Source organism: Cyanobium sp. Aljojuca 7A6, assembly GCF_024346455.1.
Lineage (GTDB): Bacteria > Cyanobacteriota > Cyanobacteriia > PCC-6307 > Cyanobiaceae > Cyanobium.
Map to the genome: position 1 here is coordinate 1 of NZ_JAGQCY010000027.1, position 24420 is coordinate 24420.

27 protein-coding genes, 2 tRNA genes and 1 pseudogene are annotated in these 24420 nt (G+C 68.3%); 17 read left to right on the forward strand and 13 right to left on the reverse strand.

Annotated features, from left to right (window positions below):
• The first annotated feature begins 99 nt into the window (after positions 1-99).
• From KBY95_RS16570 to KBY95_RS15890, 4 genes are all read left to right on the forward strand, one after another.
• Entirely contained in the window at positions 100-309 is a 210-nt protein-coding gene (locus tag KBY95_RS16570) for a DUF2442 domain-containing protein (RefSeq protein ID WP_396095041.1), read from the forward strand.
• 100 nt (positions 310-409) lie between these two features.
• Positions 410-958: a hypothetical protein gene (locus KBY95_RS15880; RefSeq protein WP_254966267.1), complete on the forward strand. Its 549-nt coding sequence runs from the start codon at positions 410-412 to the stop codon at positions 956-958.
• A 236-nt stretch (positions 959-1194) separates the two neighbouring features.
• Positions 1195-1686 (forward strand): nuclear transport factor 2 family protein, encoded by a 492-nt coding sequence (locus tag KBY95_RS15885; protein ID WP_254966268.1) that lies wholly within the window; start codon positions 1195-1197, stop codon positions 1684-1686.
• Between the two features lie 87 nt (positions 1687-1773).
• Positions 1774-2493 (forward strand): hypothetical protein, encoded by a 720-nt coding sequence (locus tag KBY95_RS15890; protein WP_254966269.1) that lies wholly within the window; start codon positions 1774-1776, stop codon positions 2491-2493.
• Here the strand turns inward: KBY95_RS15890 and KBY95_RS15895 are convergent.
• The gene (locus KBY95_RS15895) at positions 2469-3302 is read right to left on the reverse strand and encodes a glycosyltransferase family 25 protein (protein ID WP_254966270.1); all 834 of its coding nucleotides are present in this window, start codon (positions 3300-3302) and stop codon (positions 2469-2471) included. The two genes, KBY95_RS15890 and KBY95_RS15895, sit on opposite strands and share 25 nt — an antisense overlap.
• Positions 3303-3401: 99 nt before the next feature.
• Between KBY95_RS15895 and KBY95_RS15900 the strand changes: the two genes are divergently transcribed.
• The gene (locus KBY95_RS15900; protein WP_254966271.1) at positions 3402-5219 is read left to right on the forward strand and encodes a glycosyltransferase family 2 protein; all 1818 of its coding nucleotides are present in this window, start codon (positions 3402-3404) and stop codon (positions 5217-5219) included.
• A 7-nt stretch (positions 5220-5226) separates the two neighbouring features.
• Here the strand turns inward: KBY95_RS15900 and ileS are convergent, their stop codons facing one another.
• Together ileS and KBY95_RS15910 are read right to left on the reverse strand one after the other, a co-directional pair.
• On the reverse strand, positions 5227-8142 hold the full coding sequence (gene ileS / locus KBY95_RS15905) for an isoleucine--tRNA ligase (protein WP_254966272.1): 2916 nt from the start codon (positions 8140-8142) through the stop codon (positions 5227-5229).
• A gap of 25 nt (positions 8143-8167) precedes the next feature.
• Complete coding sequence (locus KBY95_RS15910; protein ID WP_254966273.1) at positions 8168-8794, reverse strand: Ycf66 family protein; 627 nt, start codon at positions 8792-8794, stop codon at positions 8168-8170.
• A gap of 91 nt (positions 8795-8885) precedes the next feature.
• On the opposite strand from KBY95_RS15910, the gene KBY95_RS15915 reads away from it, so the two are divergent.
• The 3 genes from KBY95_RS15915 (at position 8886) to crtR (ending at position 11717) form a co-directional block, all read left to right on the forward strand.
• Positions 8886-8967: transfer RNA gene (locus tag KBY95_RS15915), tRNA-Leu, on the forward strand.
• Between the two features lie 76 nt (positions 8968-9043).
• A complete protein-coding gene (locus tag KBY95_RS15920; RefSeq protein ID WP_254966274.1) occupies positions 9044-10612 on the forward strand; it encodes an alpha/beta hydrolase in 1569 nt (522 codons plus the stop codon).
• An 85-nt stretch (positions 10613-10697) separates the two neighbouring features.
• A complete protein-coding gene (gene crtR, locus KBY95_RS15925; protein WP_254966275.1) occupies positions 10698-11717 on the forward strand; it encodes a beta-carotene hydroxylase in 1020 nt (339 codons plus the stop codon).
• On the opposite strand, the gene gatC is transcribed toward crtR, so the two are convergent.
• Both gatC and KBY95_RS15935 read right to left on the reverse strand, forming a co-directional pair.
• Positions 11714-12007: an Asp-tRNA(Asn)/Glu-tRNA(Gln) amidotransferase subunit GatC gene (gene gatC, locus KBY95_RS15930; protein ID WP_254953951.1), complete on the reverse strand. Its 294-nt coding sequence runs from the start codon at positions 12005-12007 to the stop codon at positions 11714-11716. The genes crtR and gatC overlap by 4 nt on opposite strands.
• Before the next feature lie 27 nt (positions 12008-12034).
• Entirely contained in the window at positions 12035-12865 is an 831-nt protein-coding gene (locus tag KBY95_RS15935) for a creatininase family protein (RefSeq protein WP_254966276.1), read from the reverse strand.
• Between the two features lie 58 nt (positions 12866-12923).
• Here KBY95_RS15935 and KBY95_RS15940 point away from each other — a divergent pair, with 58 nt between their 5' ends.
• Positions 12924-13220 carry a DUF6679 family protein gene (locus KBY95_RS15940; protein WP_254966287.1) on the forward strand — a complete coding sequence of 99 codons (297 nt, stop codon included), beginning with the start codon at positions 12924-12926 and terminating at the stop codon, positions 13218-13220.
• On the opposite strand, the gene KBY95_RS15945 is transcribed toward KBY95_RS15940, so the two are convergent.
• On the reverse strand, positions 13221-13358 hold the full coding sequence (locus KBY95_RS15945) for a hypothetical protein (RefSeq protein WP_254953948.1): 138 nt from the start codon (positions 13356-13358) through the stop codon (positions 13221-13223).
• Here KBY95_RS15945 and KBY95_RS15950 point away from each other — a divergent pair.
• Both KBY95_RS15950 and KBY95_RS15955 read left to right on the forward strand, forming a co-directional pair.
• Positions 13357-14088, forward strand: coding sequence for a DNA-3-methyladenine glycosylase (locus KBY95_RS15950; protein ID WP_254966277.1), 732 nt, complete (start codon positions 13357-13359; stop codon positions 14086-14088). The genes KBY95_RS15945 and KBY95_RS15950 overlap by 2 nt on opposite strands.
• On the forward strand, positions 14085-15095 hold the full coding sequence (locus KBY95_RS15955) for an aspartate carbamoyltransferase catalytic subunit (RefSeq protein WP_254966279.1): 1011 nt from the start codon (positions 14085-14087) through the stop codon (positions 15093-15095). Before KBY95_RS15950 ends, KBY95_RS15955 begins: the two co-directional genes overlap by 4 nt.
• A 19-nt stretch (positions 15096-15114) precedes the next feature.
• Here KBY95_RS15955 and KBY95_RS15960 read toward each other — a convergent pair whose 3' ends face one another.
• The 4 genes from KBY95_RS15960 to KBY95_RS15975 all read right to left on the reverse strand — a co-directional run bounded on the left by KBY95_RS15960 (position 15115) and on the right by KBY95_RS15975 (position 16331).
• Positions 15115-15498 (reverse strand): DUF565 domain-containing protein, encoded by a 384-nt coding sequence (locus KBY95_RS15960; RefSeq protein WP_315858950.1) that lies wholly within the window; start codon positions 15496-15498, stop codon positions 15115-15117.
• A gap of 273 nt (positions 15499-15771) precedes the next feature.
• Positions 15772-15969, reverse strand: a complete 198-nt coding sequence (locus tag KBY95_RS15965) for a hypothetical protein (RefSeq protein WP_015109473.1) — start codon at positions 15967-15969, stop codon at positions 15772-15774.
• A gap of 44 nt (positions 15970-16013) precedes the next feature.
• Complete coding sequence (locus KBY95_RS15970) at positions 16014-16175, reverse strand: PCP reductase family protein (RefSeq protein WP_254966281.1); 162 nt, start codon at positions 16173-16175, stop codon at positions 16014-16016.
• Between the two features lie 83 nt (positions 16176-16258).
• Positions 16259-16331 (reverse strand) — tRNA-Ala (locus KBY95_RS15975).
• 46 nt (positions 16332-16377) lie between these two features.
• Between KBY95_RS15975 and KBY95_RS15980 the strand changes: the two genes are divergently transcribed.
• Complete coding sequence (locus KBY95_RS15980) at positions 16378-16596, forward strand: DUF2555 domain-containing protein (protein WP_254966282.1); 219 nt, start codon at positions 16378-16380, stop codon at positions 16594-16596.
• Complete coding sequence (gene coaBC / locus KBY95_RS15985) at positions 16586-17884, forward strand: bifunctional phosphopantothenoylcysteine decarboxylase/phosphopantothenate--cysteine ligase CoaBC (protein WP_254966283.1); 1299 nt, start codon at positions 16586-16588, stop codon at positions 17882-17884. Before KBY95_RS15980 ends, coaBC begins: the two co-directional genes overlap by 11 nt.
• Here coaBC and KBY95_RS15990 read toward each other — a convergent pair.
• Positions 17850-18188 (reverse strand): hypothetical protein, encoded by a 339-nt coding sequence (locus tag KBY95_RS15990; protein WP_254966288.1) that lies wholly within the window; start codon positions 18186-18188, stop codon positions 17850-17852. The two genes, coaBC and KBY95_RS15990, sit on opposite strands and share 35 nt — an antisense overlap.
• 112 nt (positions 18189-18300) lie before the next feature.
• On the opposite strand from KBY95_RS15990, the gene psbO reads away from it, so the two are divergent.
• The 4 genes from psbO to KBY95_RS16010 all read left to right on the forward strand — a co-directional run bounded on the left by psbO (position 18301) and on the right by KBY95_RS16010 (position 22916).
• Positions 18301-19113: a photosystem II manganese-stabilizing polypeptide gene (gene psbO, locus KBY95_RS15995; RefSeq protein WP_254966284.1), complete on the forward strand. Its 813-nt coding sequence runs from the start codon at positions 18301-18303 to the stop codon at positions 19111-19113.
• Positions 19114-19237: 124 nt separating this feature from the next.
• Entirely contained in the window at positions 19238-20407 is a 1170-nt protein-coding gene (gene sat / locus KBY95_RS16000) for a sulfate adenylyltransferase (protein ID WP_254966285.1), read from the forward strand.
• A gap of 66 nt (positions 20408-20473) precedes the next feature.
• On the forward strand, positions 20474-22318 hold the full coding sequence (gene ftsH3 / locus KBY95_RS16005) for an ATP-dependent zinc metalloprotease FtsH3 (RefSeq protein ID WP_254953928.1): 1845 nt from the start codon (positions 20474-20476) through the stop codon (positions 22316-22318).
• Positions 22319-22334: 16 nt separating this feature from the next.
• On the forward strand, positions 22335-22916 hold the full coding sequence (locus tag KBY95_RS16010; protein ID WP_254966289.1) for a bifunctional 4-hydroxy-2-oxoglutarate aldolase/2-dehydro-3-deoxy-phosphogluconate aldolase: 582 nt from the start codon (positions 22335-22337) through the stop codon (positions 22914-22916).
• Positions 22917-22952: 36 nt separating this feature from the next.
• On the opposite strand, the gene aroC is transcribed toward KBY95_RS16010, so the two are convergent.
• Positions 22953-24041, reverse strand: coding sequence for a chorismate synthase (gene aroC / locus KBY95_RS16015; RefSeq protein ID WP_254966286.1), 1089 nt, complete (start codon positions 24039-24041; stop codon positions 22953-22955).
• Positions 24042-24297: 256 nt separating this feature from the next.
• Positions 24298-24420 (reverse strand): annotated as a pseudogene (locus KBY95_RS16020) (photosystem II q(b) protein); the annotation flags it as partial.

The following is a 24420-nucleotide window of genomic DNA, read 5'->3' on the forward strand; positions in this document are numbered from 1 at the left end:
CGTTTCTTGGCCGTGGTCTGCTCGTAATCACCAAACCCAAGCTGCTTACCACCCATGAACCCAGCCCTTACCTGCGATCACAGGGCAATTTTCGCGTGAGTGCGCCGGCTTTTCCAGGGTCTCCTTAAGGCGGCTACGATTCAGCAGATCATCCACGTCTTGCGACCCACGCCCGACCATCTCTATTGGCCTGATCTGGATGTTGACTTGTCCGTTGAGTCGATACGCCATCCCGAGAGGTTCCCGCTGAGGGCGAAGATCACGTCCCAGTCCTTCCACTCATCTGTGCCGCCCCCTCCGGTCCACTGATGCCCTGGGTCTCATGGGGCCCATCCTCTCTGTGGCCTGGTGATGGCAAAGGTCAGGTGCTTCCTCGCAAAGAATCTTTCGCGAAGCCCATCCTTTCGCGATGAGCAACCCCCAATCCCTCCTGGTCCTTGTCGGCAGTCCCCGCCGCTCCGGCAACTCAGCCGCACTCGCAGCGGCGGTGCAGCGCGGCACCGAGCAGGCCGGGACGCGGGTGGCGTTGCGCTTCATCGACGACCACATCTCCAGTTTCCTGCGGGACTGCCGCACCTGCCGGCGCGCCGACGGGGAGTGCGCCATCGGCGATGGCTATCGAACCCTGTTCTTTGACGACTTCCTCCCCGCCGGCGTCATCGAGCGGATGTCCCGCAAGCGGATCGCTCTTGTGCTGGCCTCAGAGGAAACCTATCCGGGAGCCTCGCTGGGGATCGTGCATCAGATCCAGGAGTATTCCCGCTACACCCACTCGGAGTTCGTCGGCGTCGTCCGTGGCGTAGGCAACAGCCGCAGTGAGGTTGTGCGCGATCCCGGCGAACCCCTCCTGGCGGCTGAACAACTGGGCCGGGAGATGTTTACCCGCCGGTATTCGGATTTCCGTCTCGATACGCAGCGGAGTGGGCGGGTCTGGCCCCAGGAAGACGTCCAGTCATGAACGCGACATGGCCTGACCATGCGCTGCTGCGCCCCCGCCCCGCGCAGCCTTTCCGCCCATGCAGATGAACCGACACAGCTGTAACGCCATCGCCAAAGACTGGGAGGCCGCCAGGTCGAGCCTCCTTCCCTCTGAGCGCCCGTGCCCTGACCCTCCGCCCCAGCGCAGCGCCCGGGGCAACACACCCACGATTCCCGTCTGAATTAGCCTGCCCACGCTGTGGAATCGCCGCCTCGATGACCGCTCCAGTGACCGCTCCGGAAGCCCCCCGGCCCCCCTTGCCCCCCTTCGATGCCGAAACGGCGGCGAAGAAAGTGCGCCTGGCCGAGGATGCCTGGAACGGCCGTGATCCGGAACGGGTGGCACTGGCCTACAGCCCAGACAGCGTCTGGCGCAACCGGGCCGAGTTCGTCAGCGGCCGTGAGGCCATCAAGCAGTTTCTGGCCCGTAAGTGGGCCCGGGAGCTCGACTACCGCCTGATCAAGGAACTCTGGGCCTTCCACGGCAATCGCATCGCCGTGCGTTTCGCCTACGAATGGCACGACGATTCCGGCCAGTGGTTCCGTGCCTACGGCAACGAGAACTGGGAGTTTGATGAGCAGGGCTTCATGCACACCCGCATCGCCAGCATCAACGACCTGCCGATCAAAGAGAGCGAGAGGAAGTACCACTGGCCCCTCGGTCGCCGCCCCGACGATCACCCGGGCCTGTCCGACCTCGGCCTCTGAGCCTCAGTGGTCCCTGCGGCCGAACAGCCGGGGCGGGCGCGCCGGAGGGGGCATCGTTAGGCTCCGATCACAGATGCGTGGCGTGGGATGGAGGAGAAACTCGTCTTCGTGAGTGTGGGCGCCACCGCCACGGCGGAGCAGGAATCCTTCGTGCGATCGATCGAGGATCGCCTGCGCAGTGAATCCCTGATCCCCAAAACCGTAGGCCGCAACACCTTCAGCGCCGATGCACCGCTGAAGGCCATCACCGAACTGATGGAAAGGTGTTGCGGAATCGTCGTCATCGCCCTGGAGCGCTCCTACTTCCCTTCCGGCCTTGAACGACGCGGCGGTCCGCGTCAGGAGAATCTGGCGGACACAAGGCTGCCCACCCCGTGGAATCAGATCGAGGCGGCGATGGCCTACACCAAGCACCTGCCGCTGCTGGTCATCGTCGAAGACGGACTGAAGGCAGAGGGATTGCTGGAGCCGGGTTACGACTGGTACGTGCAGACCCTTCCCCTGGCCGAGACGGCCTTGGGCTCCAACGAATTCAACGGTGTGCTCGCCGACTGGAAGGAGAAGGTGCTGGCGTCGAACCCCGGGGTCGGGTCAGCGCCACAGCCCGTTCTGCGGGGGCTGAACCCGGCGGAACTCTCCGTGCTCGAGCTGGTCGGTGCCCTCCGGCCGGTTCAGCTGTGGAGTGTGGCCATCGCCCTGGCCGGGCTGCTGGCGGGGGCCTTCAGTCTCGGAGCCCGTCTGGCTTCGCTTGCCTCGGACAGACCTGGCGATCCGCCGCCGGCTCAGGCCGTGCCTAGGCGGGGTTGAATGTCCGTGCTGAACGCTTCTTCCTGAAGCACGAGGCCGAAGTTTCGTTTGATCCAATGGGGATTTCTGCCGCGCTCATCAACATTGGAAGCCAAGCGGCCGGCATTCCATGCATACCAGCTGAGGGGAAAGGGGGGAAAACTTGGAAGCCCAGCCATCGCATCGTGAATCATGCAATCCGGGATGAAGATCCCGGTGGGTTGCGACGTTAGAAAGTTGAGTAACCGGAGGCACCCCTGGCGGGTGATCGTCACCGCGTGAAAGCAGAAGACAGGACATTGCAGAACATCTCCCAGGAGACGCGAAGGCCAGGGCCATAACTTCTGGCTCAATCGGCTGAGTCGTGGGGATCGGTGCAGGCGCCTGGCCGGATGCCAGCGTGACAAACTCCCATACTGAATCTGAGACCCTAGATAGAGAAGATCGTACGCTTCGGGGGTTGCCCGAATAAAGCCGGGCGCCAGCTGGTTCCAGAGGCTGGAAAACCGGATGTCGTCCTCGAAGATGCTCGCAAAAGGATGGCCGGAATCAATGATGTGCCGTAGCAGCATTAATTGAGAAATCGCGCATCCCTGGGCCCCCTTGAGACTCAGAAAATCTCTCTGGTTAGACAGCTTGTCGATGCCGAGCTGGTGAAATGCATCCCTCGAGTTATCCTTGCTGCCATCAAAGGCTGGCCAGCGGTTGATGGTATTGAACCCTGCCGATTGGAGTTGCTCAGTGGTGCTTTGCCACCGATCCGGCCTGCGATCCAGATTGATCACATAGGCAGGGCCATTCAAGATGTCCTGAAAGGAGAGCTTGGACATGTGCTAATGCGGCGCGGAACCAGGCGCGGGATTCGGCACGCGGGAGTGCAGCATTGAAAAGCATGTTATCATCGCCATCCGGCTTTCGATTGGCAACTGATGAACGCCCCCGTACGCAGCAGTGCCGTACGTAGCGGTGACATAGGTGCTGCCGAACCAGTCAGCTCCGGCCACTCCAGCCCGGGCGGCTCCCCGACTTCCCCCCTGGTCACGGTCGTCGTGGTGTTCCGCGAGCGGCACAGCTTTGCCTCCCGCTCGCTGCGCTCGATCCTCGAGAACAGGGATTACCCCTTCGCCCTCCACTACCACGACAGCCAGTCCCCGCCCTCGGTGCGCCGGGAGCTCGAAGCCGCCCAGGCCCGCGGCGAGCTGTCCCTGTTCACGGCGGGTCCTGGCACCCCCAACCAGCAACGCAACCAGGCGCTGCAGGCGGTGACGACGAAGTATGTGTGTTTCATCGACAATGATGTGCTCGTCACCAGGGGCTGGATCGAGACCCTGGTGGCCACGGCGGAGCGCACCGGAGCGGGCATCGTGTTCCCCCTCTACCTGATGGGTGAGTTGTCCGAGGATCGCATCCACATGGCCGGCGGCAAGAACCATCTCTCGGAGAAAGATGGCCAGATCGAATACAACGAAGAGCATCTGTTCGCCAATGCGCCCGCCTCTCGTGTCGCTGGCTCTCTGCAGGGTGGCGACTCCGATTTCGGCGAGTTTCACTGCATGCTTCTCAGCATGAAGATGCTGCAGGACGTGGGCCCCCTTGATGAGGCCTACCTCCAGGTGAATGAGCACATCGACATCGCCATGGTGGCCAGGCAGGCGAACTACCGGGTCATCTTCGAGCCGAAGTCCGTTGTCAGCTACGTCTACGCCAACGAGCACTCCCCCTACTGGCTCTGCGACATCGAGCCCTTCCGCAGCCGCTGGAGCCATGAGCAGGCGGCCCGGGACGTGGCCTACCTGTCCAGCAAGTGGAAGCTGCGCTCTCTCCAGAGCATGACCTTCTTCCTCAACCGCCAGATCGGCAGCATGGAGCTGGTGCAGCCCCGCCCCGGGACGGGAGCTGCCGCGCTGGGTCAGGCCGTGGACAACCACGCCTATCCCTATGTGCACTCCTTCCCTTTGCTGGTGCGGCAATGCCTGGAGCATGGCCATTCCCCGCAGGAGATCGCTTCCCTGAACAGGGTGTTCGATGTCGCCGCCGAGCTGCATGGCGGTTCCTTCCGGGGCTCGAAGAAGACCTTCCAGGAGCATGTCGTGCGCACCGCCAGTGTCCTCGTCGCGCATGGCGCGCCCTTCGATCTGGTCAAGGCCTCCCTGCTGCATGCCGTCTACATGCCCACCACCTCTCGCCGGCATCTTGCCCCTACCGAGCGCAACCGGGCCCTGCTGCGGGAACTGGTGGGCCGCAAGGTGGAGGCCATCGCCCATGCCTACGGCGCGGCCAGTGCCGCAGCCCCCGCCGATCACCAGGGTCCCCCGCCGGTGATCGAGGAACTGCCGATCGTCTGTGCCCAGGCCAGCGTCGTGCGGATCGCCAACGACATCGAGGATCTCCTCGACCACGCCGCCCTGCTGGAGCGCAAGTCGCTGAAGCACTTCGCCCGGGTGCACGCCGCCCACGGGCCCGTCGCCGAGACCTGCGGCTATCAGGCCATGGTGGCGGAGTTCGCCGAGCGCATCCGCCTGGCCGAGGTCGCCCTGGCGCCGGGTTCGCAGGATCCGGCGGCGGCGGCCTGGTTGATCGAGCTGCTGCGGGAGCGCTCCCCCCATCCCCTGCTGCAGTCCCACTCGCTGGCGGTGCGCTCGCGCCGGCTGGCGGCCCGCGTGGTGCGAAAGCTCCCTCGGCAGGGCATTCCACTGCCGCTGAAGCTGGCGGCCAGGAAGGCCCTGAGTCCCTTCGGGCTGGTCTGACCTTCGATCAGGCGGGCCCCACCCCCTGTCGCTCCAGCACACCCACACAGCGCCCGCACAGGCTGGGATGGCTCAGGTGCTGGCCGATGTCGTCCTCGTGGTGCCAGCAGCGCTCGCACTTGCTGCCTGACGCGCGGGCGATCCGCACCGTGACGCCCTCCTCCCCGATCTCCGCCAAGGGGGCCTCCAGCGGCGGGCCGCCGAGGTGCAGGGCTGACACCAGCAGCCAGTCGGCCAGGTTGTCGACCTCGGGGTGGGGGCTGGCGGCCACCAGGTCCAGGGCCTCCTTCAGGGGGCCCGCCGCCGACGCCAGCTCCAGTTGCACCTGGGCCTCCAGGGAAGCGCCCAGTTCCCCCCGGCCGCGGCAGCCCTCCAGTACGCGGTTCACCTGGGCGCGCAGCTCCAGAATCCGCTGCATCGGCGCCACCAGTTCCGGCGCCGCCCAGGCCGCCGGCACCGTGGGCCAGCCCCGCTCGAACACCGAGGCCTCGGCCACCGGGTAGGGCAGGTTCTGCCAGATGTCCTCGGCCATGTGGCAGAGCACCGGCGCGATCAGCCCCGCCAGCCGCTCCACCACCAGGTGCAGCACGGTCTGGCAGCTGCGGCGCCGGGCGTCACCCGCCGCACTCACATAGAGGCGGTCCTTGGCGATGTCGAGATAGACGTTGGAGAGATCCACCACGCAGAAGTTCTGCAGGGCCTGGAAGAAGCGGTAGAACTCAAAGCGCTCGAAATCGGCACTCACCTCCTCGATCAGGCTGGCGGTGCGCTGCAGCATCCAGCGATCCAGCAGGGGGAGATCCGTGATCGGCACGGCATGCTCCGACGGCACGAAATCGTGCAGGTTGCCCAGCAGATAGCGGGCCGTGTTGCGCACCTTGCGGTAGACGTCCGCCAGCTGTTTCACGATCCCGGGACCCAGCGGCACGTCGGCGGAGTAATCCACCGAGCTCACCCACAGCCGCAGCACGTCGGCGCCGTAGGCCGGCTCCTGCTTCTCGTTCTTGCCCCCCTCCACCAAAACAACGGGGTCCACCACGTTGCCGAGCGATTTGCTCATCTTGCGGCCCTTCTCATCGAGGGTGAAGCCGTGGGTGAGCACCCGCCGGTAGGGGGCCTGGCCGTTCACCGCCACCGAAGTGAGCAGGCTGCTCTGGAACCAGCCGCGGTGCTGGTCGGAGCCCTCCAGATACAGATCAGCGGGATAGCCCAGCCCCCGGCCCTCCAGCACGGCGGCCCAGGAGGAGCCCGAGTCGAACCAGACATCCATGGTGTCGGTGCCCTTGCGCCACTGGTCGGCTTCCTCGGCCCAGGCCGGCGGCAGCAGGCCCGCCTCGTCCCGTTCCCACCAGACATCGGCGCCGTGCTCGGCGATCAGCGCCTCGGCGTGGGCCAGGGTGTCGGCGTTGAGCAGCACCTCGCCGGTGGTGCGGTGATAGAAGACCGGGATCGGCACCCCCCAGGAGCGCTGGCGCGAGATGCACCAGTCGCCCCGGTCGCGCACCATCGCCTCGATGCGGTTGCGGCCGCTGGCGGGCAGCCACTCCACCGCCGCGATCGCCTCCAGGGCCTGGGCCCGGAAGCCATCGACGGAGGCGAACCACTGTTCGGTGGCCCGGAAGATGGTGGGTTTCTTGGTGCGCCAGTCGTAGGGATAGCGGTGTTCGTAGCGCTGCTCGGCCAGGAGCAGGCCGGCATCCCGCAGGGCGGTGATGATCGCCGGGTTGGCGTCCTTGAGCACGTTGAGCCCGGCGAAGGGGCCGGCCTCGGCGGTGAGGGTGCCGGCCTCATCCACCGGGCAGAGCACCGGCAGGCCGTACTTGTTGCCGGTGTGGAAGTCGTCGACCCCGTGGCCCGGGGCCGTGTGCACCAGGCCGGTGCCGGTTTCGGTGGTGATGTAGTCGCCGCCGATCACCACGGGGCTGGTGCGATCCAGCAGCGGATGGCGGTACAGGATCCCCTCCAGCTGGGCCCCCTTGAGGGTGAGCAGGGGTTCGAGCGGGCGCGCCAGGCTGGTGCGCAGTTGCTCCACCAGCTGGGCGGCCACCACCAGATAGCGGGGGGTGCCGCCGTTGGTGGTGCCGTCGCGGCAGATGGCGTAATCCAGCTGGCCATTCACCGACACCGCCAGGTTGGCCGGCAGGGTCCAGGGGGTGGTGGTCCAGATGGCCACGAACAGCTGCTCCCGGTGGGCCGCATCGGTGGGGCCGTCGATGCCGGCCGCCGCCAGGAGCCCTGCCACGGGGTCCGGCAGCTCCACCACCGGGAAGGCCACGTAGACGCTGGGGGAGGTGTGGCCGTCGGGGTACTCCAGTTCGGCCTCGGCCAGGGCGGTGCGGGAGCTGGGGCTCCAGTGCACCGGCTTGAGGCCCCGGTAGATGTGGCCGGCCAGCACCATGCGGCCAAAAACGCCGATCTGCGCGGCTTCATACGACGTCTGAAGCGTCAGGTAGGGCGCGTCCCAATCGGCCCAGATGCCCCAGCGCCGGAAGCCGCCCATCTGGCCCTCCACCTGCTCGAGGGCGTAGGCGTGGGCCCGGCGCCGCAGGTCGATGGGGGTGAGGCCGCGCCGCTCCTCGCTGCCCAGGCTCTGCAGCACCTTCAGTTCGATCGGCAGGCCGTGGCAATCCCACCCCGGCACGAACCGGGCCCGCTTCCCCTGCAGCAGGGCGTGCTTGTTGATGATGTCCTTGAGGATCTTGTTGAGGGCGTGGCCCACGTGCAGGGCGCCGTTGGCGTAGGGCGGTCCGTCGTGGAGGGTGAAGGGTTCGCCCGGGTTGCCGCGGCTCAGCCGCCCATAGAGATCGTGCGCCTTCCAGAAGGCCTGCAGTTCCGGCTCCCGCACCTTGGCGTTGGCCCGCATCGCGAAGGGCGTCTGCAGCAGGTTGAGCGTGTCCTTGTAGGACGCCGGGCTTGCCGTCACGTCGCCGGGGCGCGAGAAGGCTGGATTATCCCGCCTCGCCGAGACCCTCCTCCGGCTGCGGCGTCGCCGGCTCGGGCGGGGCTTCCGGCGTGGCCTCCGGGATGGCCTGCTCCAGCAGGGTATCGATCTCCTCGAAGCTGCTGACCACGGGGGGATCGTCCACCGGTACCGCAGGCGTCTCGACCTCTGCCGGCGCCACCTCTGCCGGCGCCGCTTCCGCTTCGGGCCGCACCCAGCGCTTGGTGCTGGCGGGGCGGGCCGCGCGCCGTTCCGCCAGCCAGGACCCCAGCCCGGCCACCACGCCGCTGGCCAGCTGCAGCAGGCGGCCGAGGGAGGCCCCGAGCTGGCTGAGGCTGGCCTGCCAACGCTCCACGGACCAGAGCCGTTGGCGCTCCTCCTCACTGAGCAAGCGCCAGCGGCCCTGGCCCACCTCCACGCCGAGCCGGCCGATCAGCAGGCCGCCGCAGAGCACCGCCAGCATCGGTGCGCCCGTGAGCCGTTCGGCGCTGGTGACCAGCACCAGGCCCAGCAGCAGCACCACGGCCCCCCAGACCGAATCCCTGGCCCGACTCAGTTCGGACGCCAGCAGGGGCAGCAGCAGCAGCAGCAGCCCGAGCAGCAGGGCCAGAAAGCCTCCGAGGGTGGCAAGCATGGCCGGGACAACGTCTGGGCCCATTCTGGGCGGTGACGACGGGGCGGATTCCTTTGGATGGATCCGGCCTGCCTGTCTAGAGTTTTCAGGCGCCCACCTGGCGGAATTGGTAGACGCGCTGGATTTAGGTTCCAGTGGCTCAGGTCGTGGGGGTTCAAGTCCCCCGGTGGGCATCGAACAGCGATCCAGGCCGGCCCAGGGGTGTCGCACAGCCGACACACCTACGCTCCAACCATCGGGAACAAAAGCATGAAGAGCCCTCTCCGCCAGCTCACGGCGCTGCTCCTGGGCGCAGGGTCGTTGCTGGCGGGGGCACCTGGCCAGGCGCTGGAAGAGATCCAGCTGAGCCTTCCGTTGATCGAGACGCCATTCACGATCCAGCTCAGGGAGCTGAGGGATCAGCGCAGCCTGCTGTCCGGGGACAGTGATCTCGCCGAGCTGGACCGGGCCACCGATGGGGCCATCGGCCGCCGGCTGGTGCAGGGGTTCCAGACCCCCCTGCCCCTGCCGATCAAGGCCTTCGCCGAGCAGTCGGTGGGGTCGCCCCTGGTCAACCAGGTGTTGTTGCTGCTCTCTTCCGTGGTGCTGGTGGAGGGGGTGCGTCAGCCGATGGACAGCAAGGAGCTGGCCGCCTCGCTGGCCACCAGCCAGGCGAAGGGGAGCCTGACTCTGCTGGATGTGCTGGAGGCCCTGCCCGGCAAGAGCGCTTCGGTGGATCTGCAGCGGGTGATTCTCGCCATCGATCGGGTCACCAATCAGCAACGCCTGGGCAACACCCTGGTGACGACTCTGCCCGCCGCCGGGATCAGCCCGGCCCTGGCCCAGACGGGCCCTCTGGCGGAGAAACGGCAGGAGCTGGCCATCCCCGTCAAGCACCGCCCCAACCCCCTGCAGGTGGTCACAATTCAGCCAGCAACGGGCGCCAATGGCCGTCTGGTGCTGATTTCCCACGGCCTCTGGGACGATCCCGAAAGCTTTGAGGGCTGGGGCCGGCATCTGGCCAGCCATGGCTACACCGTGCTGCTGCCCCGCCACCCCGGCAGTGACCGCACGCAGCAGCAGGCCATGCTCTCCGGCAAGATGCCGCCCCCCAAACCCGATGACCTGAAGCTGCGCCCCATGGACATGAGCGCGGTGATCGATGCGGCCGCGGCGGGCAGCCTGGCGTTGCCGGCGGGCCTGCGCACCGACAACGTCGTGGCGATGGGCCAGTCCTACGGCGCCACCACGGTGCTGCAGCTGGCCGGGGCCCGTCCCAGCGCGGCCCTGCTCAACCGTTTCTGCAAGGACGTCACCAACCCGGAACGCAACATCAGCTGGGTGCTGCAGTGCAGTTTCCTCACCTCGGCCGACCAGGCCGGCCTGGCCGACCCCCGGATCAAGGCGGTGGTGGCGGTCAGTCCGCCGATGTCGCTGTTGTTCGACCAGGGCTCCGCCCGCACCATGGGCGCGCGGGCGCTGGTGGTGAGCGGCAACCGCGACTGGGTGGTGCCCTCCGGGCCGGAGGCGCTGCGGCCCATGGCGCTGGAGGCGCGCAACGCCGGCGGCGGCCACCGCCTGGTGCTGGCCAAAGATGGCGACCACTTCAACCTGCGCTCCACCTACGAGCAGGGGGGCGGGGCCCTGCGGGGGCTGCTTCTGGCCTGGACCGACGGCGCCTTTGCCGCCGGTGCCGCCACGGCCCCGGGCCCGACCGCCCCGTCACTGCTGCCCCCCGATGGTTGGGGCTCGGCAGAGTTCCCCCTGGTGGACGTCAGCGCCAAGCTGCCCACCCTGCCTATCGGTCCCAACCAGCCGATCGGCCCCATCCAGCCGTGACGCTTGCCGCCTGGCCCCAGTCGCGCCGACGGGGCGTCTTCCGTAATCTGGGTCCTCCTTTGGGACTCCAGATCTGGCCCAGGCCATGACAGACACGCTGGCACCCTCGTCCGCCGCCGTGGCCATAACCACGCCCGTGCCCCGGCGCAGCGTTCCGAGGGAGTACCTGGATCCCCCCGCCGCCCTGAACCCCACGGTGGGCCTGTTCCTGGCGGGATATGGCCTGGCGGCCCTGACGATCTGGGGCTGGTTCGTGGGGGGCTGGCCCCTGCCGCCCCTGCTGGCCCTGGGCTTCCTGGCCCTGCACCTGGAGGGCACCGTGATCCACGACGCCTGCCACAACGCCGCCCATCCCCACCGCTTCTGGAATGCGGTGATGGGCCACGGCGCCGCATTGCTGCTGGGCTTCAGCTTCCCGGTGTTCACAAGGGTGCATCTGCAGCACCACGCCCACGTCAACGATCCGAAGCTCGACCCGGATCACATCGTCAGCACCTTCGGTCCCCTGTGGCTGATCGCGCCGAGATTTTTTTATCACGAAGTCTTCTTCTTCAAGCATCGCCTCTGGCGCCACAACGAGTTGTTCGAGTGGGTGCTGGCCCGCACCATCTTTGTGCTGATCGTGGTGGCAGCCGCCCGCCACAACTTCCTGCCCTTCGTGTTCAACTGCTGGTTCGCCCCGGCCCTGATGGTGGGGGTCACCCTCGGCCTGTTCTTCGACTATCTGCCCCACCGGCCCTTTCAGTCCCGCAACCGCTGGCACAACGCCCGCGTCTATCCCAGCAGGCTGATGAACTGGCTGATCATGGGTCAGAACTATCACCTGATCCATCACCTCTGGCCATCGATCCCCTGGTTCGAATACCAGCCGGCGTATCACGCCACCAAACCGATTCTCGATGCCAAGGGTTCGCCCCAGCGGCTGGGATTGTTCGAGAGCCGCACCGATAGCCTCAACTTTCTCTACGACATCTTCCTGGGCGTGCGCTCCCATAAGAAGCGCCGCAGCCGTCTGCGCCCCATCGTCCGGCTGATGCCCACCCGCCATGCCCGCCGGCGGGTGCTCGAGCTCCTGCACCGCACCGCCGTCTCACCCGTTCGCTAGTCGGCCAGGATCCGGGGCACCCGGAAGAAATCGCCCTCACGCTGGGGAGCCAGGGAGAGCAGCTCCTCCCGCACCGGCGTCGGGTCCACCACATCGGGGCGGGTCACGTTTACCACCTCCACGGCCCTGGTGGTGGGGGGCACCCCTTCGGTGTCCACCTGCTCGAGGTGGGCGACGTAGTCGAGGATCCGTTCGAGCTGGCCGGTGTAGGTGGCGATGCGCTCCTCGGGCAACGCCAGGCGGGCGAGCTGGGCCACCTTGCGCACGTCCTCTTCGGTGATCCGCTGCATCATCGCTCCGCGCTTCAGGCCCTGAACTTAACCGGCCTCCCCTTCCGGCCCCAGGAAGGCGGCCAGGTCCTCACTGAGGGCTGCGGCCGCCAGCTCCAGGAAGCGGGCACCGTCGTCGGCCGTGGCCAGGAAGGGGTCGGAGCCCATGCGGCCATCGGGATGGCGGCGGCGGAAGTCCTCGGGGCCGTGGATCGGCCCGGCCGGCGCCGCCTCGGGCAGGGGCCGCTGCTTGGCCGTGAGGCTCGGCTCGAGGTGCAGGGTGAGGGCGATCTCGCTGGGGGTGGCATGGTGCCCCTCCCGCTCGCCATAGCGATCGCGGGCCTCCCGCATCACCGGACCGGCGGTGAACCAGTTGGCCAGTCGACAGCGCAAGCGCTCGGCGCCCGGCAGGCCCCGGGCTGCGGCGGTGCCATAGGCCTGGGCGAAGGCGGCCCGGGCCGTGGCGATGTTGCCGCCGTGGCCATTGATCACATAGATGCGCTCGAAACCGTGGCGCGCCAGGGAGAGCACCACGTCGTGGAGCACGGCCAGCAGGGTGGAGGGCTGCAGGCTGATCGTGCCGGCGAAGCCCAGGTGGTGCTCGGCCATGCCGAAGGCCTGGGCGGGCGTCACCAGGACGCCCGTGCGGCATCCCACCTCCAGGGCCACGGCTTCGGCGGTGAGCGCGTCGGTGCCGATGGCGCCGGTGGGGCCGTGCTGCTCGGTGGAGCCCAGCGGCACGATCACCCCGCGGCAGTGGGTCAGGTAGGCCTCCACCTCGGGCCAGCTGCGCAGCTGCAGCCGGATCTCCTCACGGCCGGCGACGGGGCCAGGAACTGTGCTGGGGCCTGGGTCGGTGCTGAGGCTCGATCGGGTCATGGTGAACATGGCGGCCTGCGCCGTGCTGCCTAGGATTGACCCTATCCGCGGCGTCACGATGCTGCATCGCAAGCTCGAGCAATTCCGCCTGGAGCAGCGGCCGGTCTGGGTTTACCTGCTGGACCAGCAGCGCTGGATCGAGAGGGCTTTGGTGGCAGAGATTGAAGGCGATCTGGTCACCCTCCGCTACGACGACGAGGATGGCGACGAGCGCCACAGCTGGGAGGAGAGCGTCCGCCTTGCCTCGATCGGGGCCGTCAGCACCCGGCTGGCCTGCGTGAGCCGCTCCGCCGATGCCGACGACCTCCCCACCACCGGCGATTGCCCCGAGGCCGAGCGGCTCGGTCGCCCCTGATCAGTGAGCGGTGCCGTTGCCGTCGTAGTCGTCGGTGTCGTAGTAGCCGCCCTTGGTGCCGAAGTAGAGGGTGGTGAGCACAAACAGGCCGCTGACGGCGAGCAGAACGGTGCCGAGGTTGAAGCTGGCGGTTTCCATGGAGGATCTCTCGATCGGCGGGCCCCTGGCGATTCAGGGCTGCGGCCACTCTGGCGCCGCCACGGGGCGCCGGCCCCCCCGGGGCGGATCCGGTCCGCTTCCCCGCACCATTCCCCCGGGCTTCTTCGCCCGTCCCGCCGAGGTGGTGGCCCCGGAGCTGCTGGGCTGCCTGCTGCTGAAGCGCCAGGCCGATGGGGCGTTGCTCTGGGGCGTGATCGTGGAAACCGAGGCCTACTGCCAATCGGAGCCGGCCTGCCATGGCCACCGTCGCCGTTCGGCCAGCAACGACACCCTCTTCGGCGAGTCCGGCCGCTTCTACGTGTATCTCACCTACGGGGTCTATCACTGCGTCAACGTCGTCACCGGCCGCTGCGACTGGGCCAACGGGGTGCTGCTGCGGGCGGCCGCCCTGCCGGGGGAACCGGAGCGGGTGGCCGCCGGGCCAGGCCTGCTGGCCCGGCGTTTCGGCCTCGACCGCGGCCATGACGGCACCGTGGCTTCTCCAGCCTCGGGCCTCTGGCTGGCCCACCGGCCCTGCGAGGTGGCGGGGGTGGTGCAGACCCAGCGCATCGGCCTCTCCCAGGGGCAGGACCTGCCCTGGCGCTGGTACCTGCGCGGCAGCCGCAGCGTCAGCCGGCGGGCCAGGGGCGATCGCACCCCCCGCCAGGATGGGCTGCTCGCCAGGCTGGCCTCTACGGTTGGGACGTTCGATGGCAGCAGGACGCCTTGAGCGGCTGGAGTCACCGCCACGTGCTCGACCTGGCGTCCTTCTCGGTCGCCGACTTCGCCACCGTTCTCGAACTGGCCCAGCGCTTCCGGGCCCTGCCGGTGGCCGGCGCGCGCCGGTTGCCCGCGTTGCAGGGCCGGCTGATGACCAGCCTGTTCTTCGAGCCCAGCACCCGCACCCGCACGAGCTTCGAGCTGGCGGCCAAGCGGCTGTCGGCCGAGGTCCAGAGCTTTTCCCCCTCCTCCAGCTCCCTCAGCAAGGGGGAAAGCCTGCTGGACACGGCCCGGACCTACGTGGCGATGGGGGCCGACATCCTGGTGGTGCGCCACCGCTGCACCGGTGTGCCCCACAGCCTGGCCCGCGACCTGGATCGCTGTGGCGAGCGGGTGTCCGTGCTCAACGCCGGTGATGGCCTGCACAGCCACCCCAGCCAGGGCCTGCTGGATCTGTTCACCCTGGCCCGGCACTTCGCCCCCGAGGCCCCCAGCCCCGAGAGCCTGCGGGGCCGGCGCATCGTCATCGTCGGCGACGTGCTCCATTCCCGGGTGGCCCGCTCCAACCTCTGGGCCCTCACCGCCTGCGGGGCCGATGTGGTGCTTTGCGGCCCGCCGACGTTGCTGCCGGATTGCTTCGCCGATTTCGTTCTGGCGCCACCGCCCGGGCAGGCGGCCGATCCGGTGGCGGCTCGGGGCAGGGTGCTGGTGGAGCGCCGGCTGGAGCAGGCCCTGCCCGGGGCCGATGCGGTGATGACCCTGCGCCTGCAGAAGGAGCGCATGCAGCAGCACCTGCTGACCAGCCTGGACACCTACCACCGCCAGTACGGCCTCAGCCACCGGCGCCTGGCGCTCTGCGGCGATGGGGTGCCGGTACTGCACCCGGGACCGGTGAACCGGGGCGTGGAGATCGCCGGCGAGCTGCTCGATGATCCCGGCCGCAGCCTGGTGGAGGAGCAGGTCAGAAACGGCATCCCGATCCGCATGGCCCTGCTCTACCTGCTCGCCGCCACCTGAGGGCTGCTCGCCGAGGGCCTCAGAGCAGCTTGAAGCCATCCAGCAGCAGGCCGTACAGCAGCCCCATGCGGGCCATGTCGAGCACCTGCAGCCGCAGTTTCAGGGGCTGGGCCAGCAGCCGGCCCCGCAGACGGGCCGCCAGCTCGATGGCCACCACGCAAATAAGGGCACTGAGGGGATCGAACAGGGAAAGGGCGCCGGTGATCGAGCCGATGCCGCCGCCGACCACGAACCCGCTCAGCAGCACGATCAGCAGCAGCGAAAGGCGCCGCCAGGGGTTCTGCGCCCAGGCTTCCAGCAGGTTGCCCGACTGGGTGATGCGCTGCTGGAATCGGGTCTGCTGGAAGCGGGGAGACAACGGTGGCACCCTGCCGCTGTTGGGAAAGGGGAGCAGGGGGCTCACCACCCTTGGGTGGAAAGCCACTGGCGGTGATCCCCATCACCCGGCCCAAGCCCTGCGACCTCTGGTCTACACCATCTCTGGCGTCTTGACAGCAATTTCCCCCCACCGATAGGGGATGCCAATAAAAAAGCCCGAGGCCAGGGCCCGGGCGAGGTGATGGGGACGACACCAGCAAACCAAGCGCTTCCGGCTGGGGCAAGGGGGGGCAGCCGCTGACCGGAGCGTCCCTGCAGGGGCTTGACGGCTGGAGCGGTCGGTCTCAGGCGTCGCGCCTCAACCGTCCCCGTCCTTCTTGCGGGAGCCCTTGCCCTCCAGCAGTTCGAGCAGGGCTTCCATCTGGGCCATCACGCCCCGCACCTCGCCGGCCTCCGGCAGCAACCCGTCTTCCATCACGCCTTGGTGCATCTCACGCAACTCCTGTCGGATGTAGCGCAGATGACTGACAACCTGTTCTCGTTTGGACTGCGACATCGAGCGGGCCCCTGTTCAACCCCCTCTTTTACCCCATCGCCGATTCACTTCCGCCCGAAACGCTCCTTGGCCTGCTCGTAGAAGGCCAGATCAACACCATCCAGGCCGGCTTCGCGGGCCAGGGATTCGATCCGCCGACGAATCAGTGGCCGCACCACGAAGGGAATCTCCCTGAGGCTGGTTTCCGCGTCGCTGCTCCAGTTCATCGGTGCGGAAATGGGTGTCTGGTGCTGGCTGGTGGCCTTGGCGACGGGGCTGACCGCTCGCTGTCGTCGGCCAGACTGGTGGATGGAGAATAGGGGACTCGAACCCCTGACCTCTGCGGTGCGATCGCAGCGCTCTACCAGCTGAGCTAATTCCCCTTCGATCGCCATTATCACCATCCCGTCCCCCTTCTCGGCCGCCACCTTGGTTGATTCCAGTTCTTCCATTACCCCCGAGCGGCTTGCGGCCTTCGACGAGGCGTCCATCGCCGAGCTCGCCCGGCGCCTGGACGACGACGACTACCCCACACCGTTCGCGGGCCTCGCCGACTGGCACCTGCTGCGGGCCCTGGCCATCCATCGACCCGATCTGATCCGGCCCTACGTGCATCTGGTGGATCAGGAACCCTTTGATGAGGAGTGAGGCCGCGGCGGTCTCCGGCGAGGGGCTTATGGATCCCCTCGCCGGGAGGCGGGTGCTGGTGCTGATCAGCGGCAGCATCGCGGCCGTCAAGTTGCCCCTGGTGGTCAGCGCCCTGGTGCAGCGGGGAGCCCTGGTGCGCTGCGTCCTCAGCCCCAGTGCCGAGCGGCTGGTGAGTGCGGTGGCCCTGGCCAGCCTCAGCCGCTCCCCTTGCCACATCGAGTCCGACCAGTGGAGCCACCAGGCGCCCCGGCCCCTGCACATCGAGCTGGCGGAGTGGGCCGAGGTGGTGCTGCTGGCCCCCCTCAGCGCCACCAGCCTGGCCCGCTGGGTGCAAGGCCTGGCCGACACCCTGCTGGCCAGCACCCTGATCGCCTGCGAGGCCCCCGTGCTGGCCGCCCCCGCCATGAACAGCGCCATGTGGGCCGCCCCGGCGGTGCGCCGCAACTGGCGGGAGCTGCAGGGCTGGGAGCGGGTGTTGCCCCTGGAACCGGGCAGTGGCCTGCTGGCCTGCGACCGGGTGGGCGATGGGCGCATGGCCGCCCCGGAGCTGCTCCTGCTGGCCCTGGAGTCTGTGTTGCTGGCCGGCTGCCGCCGCGACTGGCAGGGGCGCCGCCTGCTGGTCAGTGCCGGCCCCACCCGGGAGCCCCTGGATCCGGCCCGCTGCCTCACCAACCCCAGCACCGGTCGGATGGGGGTGCTGCTGGCCCAGGCGGCCCGCCTGCGCGGCGCCAGCGTCGACCTGGTGCATGGCCCGCTCACGGTGGCTCCGGAGTGGCTGGAGGGGCTGCGCTGCCATCCCGCCTCCACCGCCGCGGCCATGCAGGCGGCCCTGGAGCGGTTGCAGGGCGGTGCCGATGCCATCGCCATGGCCGCCGCCGTCGCCGACCATCGCCGCAGCGCCCCGGAGAGATCCAAGCTCCCCAAGCAGGACCTGGAGGCGTCACTCTCCGGCGGCTGGGAGGCGGTACCCGACCTGCTGGCGGGCCTGGTGCAACGCCGGCCGCCGGCTCAGGCGATCCTGGGCTTCGCGGCCCAGAGCGGCGAGGTGCTCCAGGAGGCCCGGGCCAAGTTCGCCCGCAAGGGCTGCGATCTGCTGTTCGCCAACCCGATCGATCGCGCTAGAGCGGGCTTCGCGGCCACCAGCAACGAGGGCTGGCTGCTAGGCCCTGGGGAGCGGCAGCGCCGTGTCGCCCCCACCGGCAAGTTGGCCCTCGCCCACGAGCTGCTCTCGGCGCTGGCCGAGGTGATGGCGCTCAGGGCTCCGGTTCCGGTGCCAGCAGATCCATGAACGTGCGCAGCTGCAGCCGGGGGATGTAGGGCCAGCCACCGCTGCTTTCCATCTCGGACAGCAGCGTGAACAGGCCGTTCCGATCGCTGGGCAGGCTGCTGCGGAAGGGGCCGTCCTGGATGCTGCGGTGCAGGTGTTCGATGCGACGCAGCAGGTCGAGCAGGGCTTCGGGCTGCTGGGCACGCGCTGCGGCGATCCGGAGCAGGGCGTCGAGGGGCTCCTGGAGTTCGGGGGCGGCCGGTGCTGGGGAGGGCGGCGACAAGGGGGTGGAGTCGTCGATCGGGTGGGTGCGGCTCAGGATCATCGTCCTCTCATACAGGTTGTTGAGAGCCCGCGCAAGCCGCCTGGAATGGGCGTTTTGCACCGGTAGGATCCCGGCCAGCCCAGTTCCCGTTCCGTCTCTGCGGCTTCTCCCCATGCGTTTCCGTCCCCTGCTGGCCCTCGTGCTGGCTCTGTGCCTGACCCTGGTGTCCGCATGCAGCGGCGGGGCCAAGGCCGTTGATCGGGCCAACCTCACCTACGAAGACATCCACAACACCGGTCTGGCCAACGACTGCCCGACCCTGCCCGACTCCGCCCGCGGCACGATCTCTCTGGATGCCTCGGCTCGCTATCAGCTCAAGGAGATCTGCATGCACCCCTCCGAGGTCTTCGTGAAGGGGGAGCCGGCCAACAAGCGCCAGGAAGCCCAGTTCGTCGCTGGCAAGATCCTCACCCGCTTCACCTCGAGCCTGGATCAGGTCTACGGCGACCTCAAGGTCAGTGGTGACAAGCTCACCTTCAAGGAGCTGGGTGGCATCGACTTCCAGCCGATCACCGTGCTGCTGCCCGGCGGAGAGGAAGTGCCCTTCACCTTCTCCAGCAAGGAGCTGTTGGCCTCCTCCGATGGCACGTCGTTCTCCACCAGCACCGATCTGAAGGGCAAGTACCGCGCCCCCAGCTACCGCACCAGCAACTTCCTGGATCCCAAGGGCCGGGGCCTCACCACCGGCTACAGCAGCGCCGTGGGTCTGGTGCCCGCCGGTGATGAGTTCAGCGGCGAAACCGTCAAGCGCTATGTGGATGGCACCGGCACCATGGACCTCTCGATCACCAAGGTGGATCCCAGCACCGGGGAGTTCGCCGGGGTGTTCACCGCCATCCAGCCCTCGGACACCGACATGGGCACCAAGGCCGTCGTCGACGTCAAGATCACCGGCGAGCTCTACGGCCGTCTGGAGCAGGTCTGACCTCCCGCGCTGGGGACCCCCAGCCATCAGCCATTCAGCGAAGGGGCCCGCGGGCCCCTTTTTCATGGCCGAGCGCCTGTCTGGGAGGATGGCCCCAATCCCCTGTGATGCCCGGCCCGTCGCCATGACGCTCGCCAATCCCGCCCCTCACTCCGACCTGATCGCCCCCCATGGCGGCAGCCTCGTCGACCTGATGGTGCCGCCCGACCAACAGGAGGGTCTGCGCGCCTCGGTCGACCGGGTGGTGGCGTGCAGCCACCGCAACGCCTGCGACGTGGAACTGCTGATCGTGGGTGGCTTTTCGCCCCTGCGCGGCTTCATGCACCAGGAGGACTACGAAGCGGTGGTGGCAGGCCACCGCACCACCAGCGGTCTGCTGTTCGGCCTGCCGATCGTCTTCGACACCGACGACAGCACCATCGCCGTCGGGGAGCGGCTGCTGCTCACCTACCAGGGGCACGACCTGGCCGTGCTCACCGTGGAGAGCCGCTGGGAGCCCGACAAGGTGGTCGAGGCCAAGGGCTGCTACGGCACCACCTCCCTGGAGCACCCGGCGGTGCGCATGATCGCCACCGAGCGCGGCCGCACCTACCTGGGCGGACGTCTCCAGGGCCTGGCCCTGCCCCAGCGGGTGTTCCCCTGCAGCACCCCGGCCGAGGTGCGCGCCACCCTGCCGGCCGGCGAGGACGTGGTGGCCTTCCAGTGCCGCAACCCCATCCACCGGGCCCACTACGAGCTGTTCACCCGGGCCCTCGAGGCCCCCAACGTGAGCAAGGGTGCAGTGGTGCTGGTGCATCCCACCTGCGGCCCCACCCAGGAGGACGACATCGCCGGAGAGGTGCGCTTCGCCACCTACGAGCGCCTGGCGGCCGAGGTGGCGAACCCCCGCATCCGCTGGGCCTACCTGCCCTACGCGATGCACATGGCCGGCCCGCGGGAGGCCCTGCAGCACATGATCATCCGCAAGAACTACGGCTGCACCCACTTCATCATTGGCCGCGACATGGCGGGCTGCAAATCGTCCCTGAGCGGAGACGACTTCTACGGCCCCTATGAGGCCCAGGACTTCGCCCGCGACCAGGCCACCGAACTGGGCATGGAGACGGTGCCGTCGCTCAACCTCGTCTACACCGAGGAGGAGGGCTACGTCACCGCTGAACATGCCCAGGCCCGGGGGCTGCACATTCGCAAGCTGAGCGGCACCCAGTTCCGCCAGATGCTGCGGGGCGGCGAAGAGATCCCGGAATGGTTCGCCTTCCGTAGCGTGGTGGAGGTGCTCAGGGCCGCAGCCTGAGCCCCGTCCGCCACCGGACGCCGTTTAACATTCTGTTACTTTCATTCTCACACAGGAGACAGGGTCGTGAAGAAACGCTGGCGCAACGCGGGGCTCTACGTGCTCCTGGTGATCGTGATGATCGCGGTGGGCACAGCCTTCCTTGAGCGCCCTGACCCGGCCCGGGCCCCCCGCACCCTGCGCTACAGCGATTTTGTCGAGGCCGTCCAGGCCAACGAAATCTCCCGGGTGCTGATCTCTCCCGACCGTGGCACCGCCCAGGTGGTCGAAAACGACGGCCAGCGCGCCGTGGTGAACCTCGCCCCCGACAAGGACCTGCTCAAGCTGCTCACCGACCACAACGTCGACATCGCCGTGCAGCCCAATCGGGAGCCGGCGGCCTGGCAGCAGGCGATCGGCAGCCTGATCTTCCCGCTGCTGTTGCTCGGCGGCCTGTTCTTCCTGTTGCGGCGCGCCCAGGGCGGTGGCGGCAACCCGGCGATGAACTTCGGCAAGAGCAAGGCCCGGGTGCAGATGGAACCCCAGACCCAGGTCACCTTCGGGGATGTGGCCGGCATCGAAGGCGCCAAGCTCGAGCTCACCGAGGTGGTCGACTTCCTCAAGAACCCCGACCGCTTCACGGCGGTGGGAGCCAAGATCCCCAAAGGAGTGCTGCTGGTGGGCCCCCCCGGCACCGGCAAGACCCTGCTCGCCAAAGCCGTCGCCGGCGAGGCGGGTGTGCCCTTCTTCTCAATCTCCGGCTCGGAGTTCGTGGAGATGTTCGTGGGCGTCGGCGCCAGCCGCGTTCGCGACCTGTTTGAGCAGGCCAAGAAGAACGCCCCCTGCATCGTCTTCATCGACGAGATCGACGCCGTGGGCCGCCAGCGTGGCGCCGGTCTCGGCGGCGGTAACGACGAGCGCGAGCAGACCCTCAACCAGCTGCTCACCGAAATGGACGGTTTTGAGGGCAACACCGGCATCATCATCGTCGCGGCCACCAACCGCCCCGACGTGCTCGATTCGGCCCTGATGCGGCCGGGCCGTTTCGATCGCCAGGTGGTCGTCGATCGCCCCGACTACGCCGGCCGGCTCCAGATCCTCGGCGTCCATGCCCGCGGCAAGACCCTGGCCAAGGACGTGGACCTCGACAAGGTGGCCCGCCGCACACCCGGCTTCACCGGTGCCGACCTGGCCAACCTGCTCAACGAAGCGGCCATCCTCGCGGCCCGGCGCCAGCTCACCGAGGTGTCGATGGATGAGGTCAACGATGCCATCGAGCGCGTCATGGCCGGCCCCGAGAAGAAGGACCGGGTGATGAGCGAGCGCCGCAAGCGCCTGGTGGCTTATCACGAGTCCGGCCACGCCCTGGTGGGGGCCCTGATGCCCGATTACGACCCCGTCCAGAAGATCAGCATCATTCCCCGCGGCCAGGCCGGCGGTCTCACCTTCTTCACCCCCAGCGAGGAGCGGATGGAATCGGGCCTGTACTCCCGTTCCTACCTCCAGAACCAGATGGCCGTGGCCCTCGGCGGCCGCGTCGCCGAAGAAATCGTCTACGGCGAAGACGAAGTCACCACCGGCGCTTCCAACGACCTGCAGCAGGTGGCCCGCGTCGCCCGCCAGATGGTGACCCGCTTCGGCATGAGCGACCGCCTCGGCCCGGTGGCCCTTGGCCGTGCCCAGGGGGGCATGTTCCTCGGCCGCGACATCGCCGCCGAGCGAGACTTCTCCGAGGACACCGCCGCCGCCATCGATGAGGAGGTCTCCCAGCTCGTGGCCGACGCCTACCGCCGCGCCACCGATGTGCTGCTCGCCAACCGGGCCGTGCTGGATGAGCTGGCCGAGATCCTGGTGGAGAAGGAGACGGTGGATGCTGAGGAGCTCCAGGAGCTGCTCATCTCCCGCGACGTGACGGTGGCGGCCTACGTCTGACGATCTGATCGCATCCCTGCACCACCAGCCCCTGCTGGTGGTGCTTCGCCATCGGCAGCCCTCCTTATTGGTTCCGCAACTCGAGCAGCTGCTTGATCTGGGGGTGCGGCACGTCGAGATCGCCTGGAGCCCCGGCGCCGACTGGATCGCCCAGGGCCGGCAGCTGATCGCTGCCTTCCCCGATCTGCGTCTGGGGGCTTCCTCGATCTGCAGCACAGCGGCCCTGGAGTCCGTGCTGGAGGCCGGCTTTGCCTATGGCGTCTCCCCCATCCTGGATGGCGCCCTGCTGGAGAGGTCGGCGGCGGCCGGCTTTGTCCTGGTGCCCGGCGTGATGACACCCACAGAGGTCAACCAGGCCCGCGCCCTGGGCTGTTCGATCGTCAAGCTGTTCCCCGCCACCACGGTGGGAATCGGCCACTGGCGGCGGCTGCGGGAGCCGCTCGGCACGCCGCTGCCCTTCTGCATCGCCGCGGGGGGCCTGAAGCCCAGTGATGTCCGCCCATGGCTGGAGGCCGGGGTCGATGCCGTTGCCCTGGGGGCCTCCTTCGCGGCGGAACCGGTGCGGCAGCTCCTGGTTGACCTGAACGTGCCGCCCTGACACTGCCGCCCTGCCAAAGCGGCCCTGATCAGCCCCTCACCAGAGGCTGCACTGACCCTGCTGGCGCAGCAGGTGATCGGCCAGCACCAGGGCGACCATCGCCTCCACCATCGGCACGGCCCGCGGCAGCACGCAGGGATCGTGGCGACCCTTTGCCGCCAGGGTGGTGGCGGCGCCGGAGGCGTCGATGGTCTGCTGCTCCTTGCGGATCGTGGCGGTGGGCTTGAAGGCCACCCGCAGTCGGATGTCTTCCCCGTTGCTGATGCCCCCCTGGATGCCGCCCGAGTTGTTGGTGGCGGTGCGCAGGCGGCCGTCCTCGCTGGGCAGGAAGGCATCGTTATGCTCGCTGCCGCGCAGCAGGGTGCCGCCGAAACCGGAGCCGATCTCGAAGCCCTTGGTGGCCGGCAGCGACATCACCGCCTTGGCCAGATCCGCCTCCAGCTTGTCGAACACCGGCATGCCCAGAGCCACCGGCGGCCGCCGCACCAGGCACTCGATCACCCCGCCGCAGGAATCCCCTTCCCGCCCGATGGCCTCGATGCGCTCGATCATCCGCGCGGCGACAGCCGGATCCGGACAACGCACGATGGTGCTCTCCACCGCCTCCAGGGTCACCGTGGCCGGATCCACCACGGCCTCGATGTCGTGGATCCGGCGCACCCAGGCGATCACCTCGGTGCCGGCGGCGCGGGCCAGCAGCTGTTTGGCGATGGCGCCGGCGGCCACCCGGCCGATGGTTTCCCGGGCCGAGGCGCGTCCGCCGCCGCTGCGGGCCTGGATGCCGTACTTGGCCTGGTAGGTGGCATCGGCATGGGAGGGCCGAAAGGCCACCTCCATCTCCCTGTAGTCCTGGGGGCGCTGGTCCTTGTTGCGCACCACCATGGCGATCGGTGTGCCGAGGGTGACGCCATCGAGCAGGCCGCTGAGCACCTCGACCCGATCGTCTTCCTTGCGGGGGGTGGTGATCTTGCTCTGGCCGGGTTTGCGGCGGTCGAGCTCCGCCTGGATGGCCTCCAGATCGAGCGACAACCGCGGCGGGCAGCCATCGACGATCACACCCACGCCACCGCCGTGGGATTCACCGAAGGTGCTGATGCGGAAGAGGTGGCCGAAGCTGCTGCCCATGGCGTCCTGTGACTGGCGCGAGACTACGAAGCGGGTGTGGTGAAGTGATCAGGCCCGTCGGGCCCTCACCTCCAGGATGCTGGGGCCCACCCAGACTGGCTGCCTCGGCCTCTGCCGGGCTCCAGGGACCCAGGGCCTGGAGCCTGAAGCCTGAAGCCAACAAAAAACCCCCTGTGCAGACAGGGGGTTCAAAGCGATCAAGGACGAACCAGGATCAGACGATCAGGGGGATTCCAGGGAAACCGGGTGAACCGGATCAGCCGATGGCCGGGGCGGTCAGGGCCACAGGAGTGGCGCTGGCGGCCGCCAGGTCGAGCGGGAAGTTGTGCGCATTGCGCTCGTGCATCACTTCCATGCCGAGGCCGGCACGGTTGAGCAC